This is a genomic window from uncultured Campylobacter sp., from assembly GCF_938045225.1.
Classification (GTDB): Bacteria; Campylobacterota; Campylobacteria; order Campylobacterales; family Campylobacteraceae; genus Campylobacter_A.
The window spans coordinates 1-2,915 of sequence record NZ_CALINL010000101.1; the positions used below are offsets into that span (position 1 = coordinate 1).

At 44.5% G+C, this 2,915-nt stretch carries 3 protein-coding genes; all 3 read left to right on the forward strand.

Annotated elements, in window-relative coordinates:
* Positions 1–475: sugar phosphate nucleotidyltransferase (locus Q0200_RS04170; RefSeq protein WP_297938090.1), on the forward strand; the 475-nt coding region annotated here is incomplete at its 5' end.
* Complete coding sequence (locus Q0200_RS04175; protein WP_297938093.1) at positions 462–1,691, forward strand: glucose-6-phosphate isomerase; 1,230 nt, start codon at positions 462–464, stop codon at positions 1,689–1,691. The genes Q0200_RS04170 and Q0200_RS04175, both read left to right, overlap by 14 nt.
* Positions 1,692–2,474: 783 nt before the next feature.
* Positions 2,475–2,912 carry a DNA starvation/stationary phase protection protein gene (locus tag Q0200_RS04180; RefSeq protein WP_297938096.1) on the forward strand — a complete coding sequence of 146 codons (438 nt, stop codon included), beginning with the start codon at positions 2,475–2,477 and terminating at the stop codon, positions 2,910–2,912.
* Positions 2,913–2,915 lie beyond the last annotated feature (3 nt).

The following is a 2,915-nucleotide window of genomic DNA, read 5'->3' on the forward strand; positions in this document are numbered from 1 at the left end:
ACAATATCGTCCCGATACCGTGATCAGTTTTGTCGGTGGCAAAAACGAAGAGGGCGAAGGCGTGCTATCTCAAATGGTAAAAATCTACGAAAAATACCGCTGCAGCATAGTCGCCGTGATGGAGGTGCCTATCGAGCAGAGCAAAAACTACGGCATCGTCACGGGCCGCGCGATCGAGGACGATCTGCTCATGGTTGGCGACATGGTCGAAAAACCAGATCCAAAGGAAGCCCCAAGCAACCTAGCCGTCATCGGCCGCTATATCCTCACGCCTGACATCTTCACGATCCTAGAGCGCACCAAGCCCGGCAAAAACGGCGAAGTGCAAATCACCGACGCGCTAAAAGAGCAGGCCAAAGACGGCATGGTGCTAGCGTATAAATTTAAAGGCAAGCGCTTTGACTGCGGTAGCGTCGAGGGCTTCGTGCAAGCGACCAATTTCTTCTACGAGCTAGGTAAAAATGCTAAAAAATGAGCTATTTTTCGAAAAAACGCCGCTAAGCGCGATCGGCTCCTACGCCAAACGCATGAACGACGAGCTAAAAGGCGGCGAGATCGGCTACTACCACCTGCCCGAAATCGGCGCAAATTTGCTCAGCGAAATCGCCGAATTTGAAACGACGCTCACGCACATAAAAAGCGTAGTGCTAGTAGGCATCGGCGGTAGCAGCCTGGGCGTCAAGGCGTTAAAAACGATGCTATCAGGCGCAAAAAGGAGCCACGAGCGAGAGCTTTATTTTCTTGATAACGTGGACGCCTTTAGCTTTGAGAGCGTTTGCGAGAGCATAAAATTTGACGAGACGCTTTTTATCATCTCGTCAAAATCAGGCACCACGATCGAGACGATCACACTATTTAAGTGTATTTTGGAGCGCTTTAAGCCGTCAAATTTGAGCCAAAATTTCATCGTCATCACCGATCCAGCCTCGCCGCTAGAGGCCTACGCTAAGCAAAACGGCATCAAATTTTTTAATATCCCTAAAAACGTCGGCGGTAGATTTAGCGTGCTTAGCGCGATCGGTCTGGTACCGCTAATGCTGTGCGGATACGATGCAGCGGCGCTGCTAGAAGGCGCGCGGGCGTGTAAAAGGCGATTTTTAGAGGACGGCGACGATACGCTGCTACAAAAAGCCTACCACTACGCGACGCACAAAAACGCCAAGATCAACGTGATATTTAGCTACGGCGATAGATTTTTGGAGTTTAACGACTGGTACGTGCAGCTGTGGGCGGAGAGCCTGGGCAAGAAAAAGGGCTACAAACGCTACGGACTCACGCCGGTCGGACTCATCGGCTCGCGCGATCAGCACAGCTTTTTGCAGCTCATCATGGACGGCGTGAAGGACAAAACGGTAACTTTCATAAAGGTAGCCGCCGCAGATGCAAACACGGTGATACCGAGCATTAGCCTAAACGGCCTTGAGGGCTGCGACTTCGTAAACGGGCTAAATTTGGGTGAGCTAATCAACGCCCAGTGTAGCGCCACCATGCATGCGCTAGTGCAAGAAGGCATCAGCGTGGACGTCATCGAGCTTGAGCGACTAGATGAAGCGAGCGCGGGATTTTTGATTTATTATTTCGAACTACTCACGTCCGCTACTGGCATAATGCTAGGCATAAACACCTACGATCAGCCGGGTGTCGAGGTTGGTAAACGCATACTAAAGACGATGCTGACGGCCGGAAAATAAAGGCTGCGGCGTAAATTTATGTGGATTTTGCTTTATGAAGCTGCGGCAAATAAGCCGTTAGTCTCGTAAATTTTGAAACTAGCAACTTAAATTTGCGGTATCGTCGGCAAATTTAAGTTTAAATTTGTCGTGGCTTTATTTTGGCAAATTTGAGGCAGGAATTTATGCGCATCCATCTGCGTTGGCAAACAAAATAACGAGTCGCTTTGCTGTTTGCTTTTATGGCATTACGATAATTTGGGTCGCAAATTTGCATAATATTATGCGATCTTTAGCACTTATCAAGGCATGCGATAAATTTGCCTTATCTGAGCCTCTTTCTAATACCAACAAACGTTATTGAGAGGTAAATTTAGACAAACTCCGTTTTTTACGATTAAGCCTGGCAAGTGAAATTTATCTGTAAATTTGTGATTTTTACTTATCAACATGTTTAACACATAAAATAACACAACAAATGCATTTACGTGCAAATTTTATATCTTCTCTCGTATATAGCCACATGATTTGCAATACAAATTTGCAAACCTTTGCCATCTAATTACAGAATTTTCATCCCCAAATATCCTAAATTTAACACCAAAACTTCTCAAAAGGAATAATTCCGACCAATCAAAAGATAATTTTTTATACACCATATTGATACTTATCTGCATTTAGCAAAATAATGTATACAATTTCTCAACTCTAGCTACAAAACAATAATTTTTATTATTTGCAAATTATTTTTCTTTAAGTTTTATGTGCTATAATTTCACCATAAATCAAACCAAAGGAGACAAAATGTCAAAAGTTGTTACTCAATTAAATCAAATCCAGGCCGACGCTCATGCGTTATTCGTTAAATTTCACGACTACCACTGGTATGTAAAAGGCATTCAGTTCTTTAGCGTGCACGAATACACCGAAAAAGCGTACGAAGATATGGCAGAGATATTTGATGACGTCGCTGAGCGCGCTATACAGCTAGGCGGTAGAGCCATTACAAAGTTGGAAGAGCTAAACAAACTAGCCCATCCAAAAACAGAAAATAAAGATAGCTACACTCCAACCGAAGTTCTAAAAGGCGTTTTGGCCGAGTACGAGCACTTGCTGGGCGAATTTAAAAAGCTAGAAGAAGTCGCTGAGGAAGCAAAAGACAGCACGACCGTAACTATGGCGCAAGATAAGATCGCAAAATACGAAAAAGCTATTTGGATGCTAAAAGCTACTTTAGCTTAATTT

Coding starts and splice junctions, on each gene's coding strand:
- Q0200_RS04180 (WP_297938096.1), top strand. CDS start 2,475: ATGTCAAAAGTTGTTACTCAATTAAATCAAATCCAGGCCGACGCTCAT.
- Q0200_RS04175 (WP_297938093.1), top strand. CDS start 462: ATGCTAAAAAATGAGCTATTTTTCGAAAAAACGCCGCTAAGCGCGATC.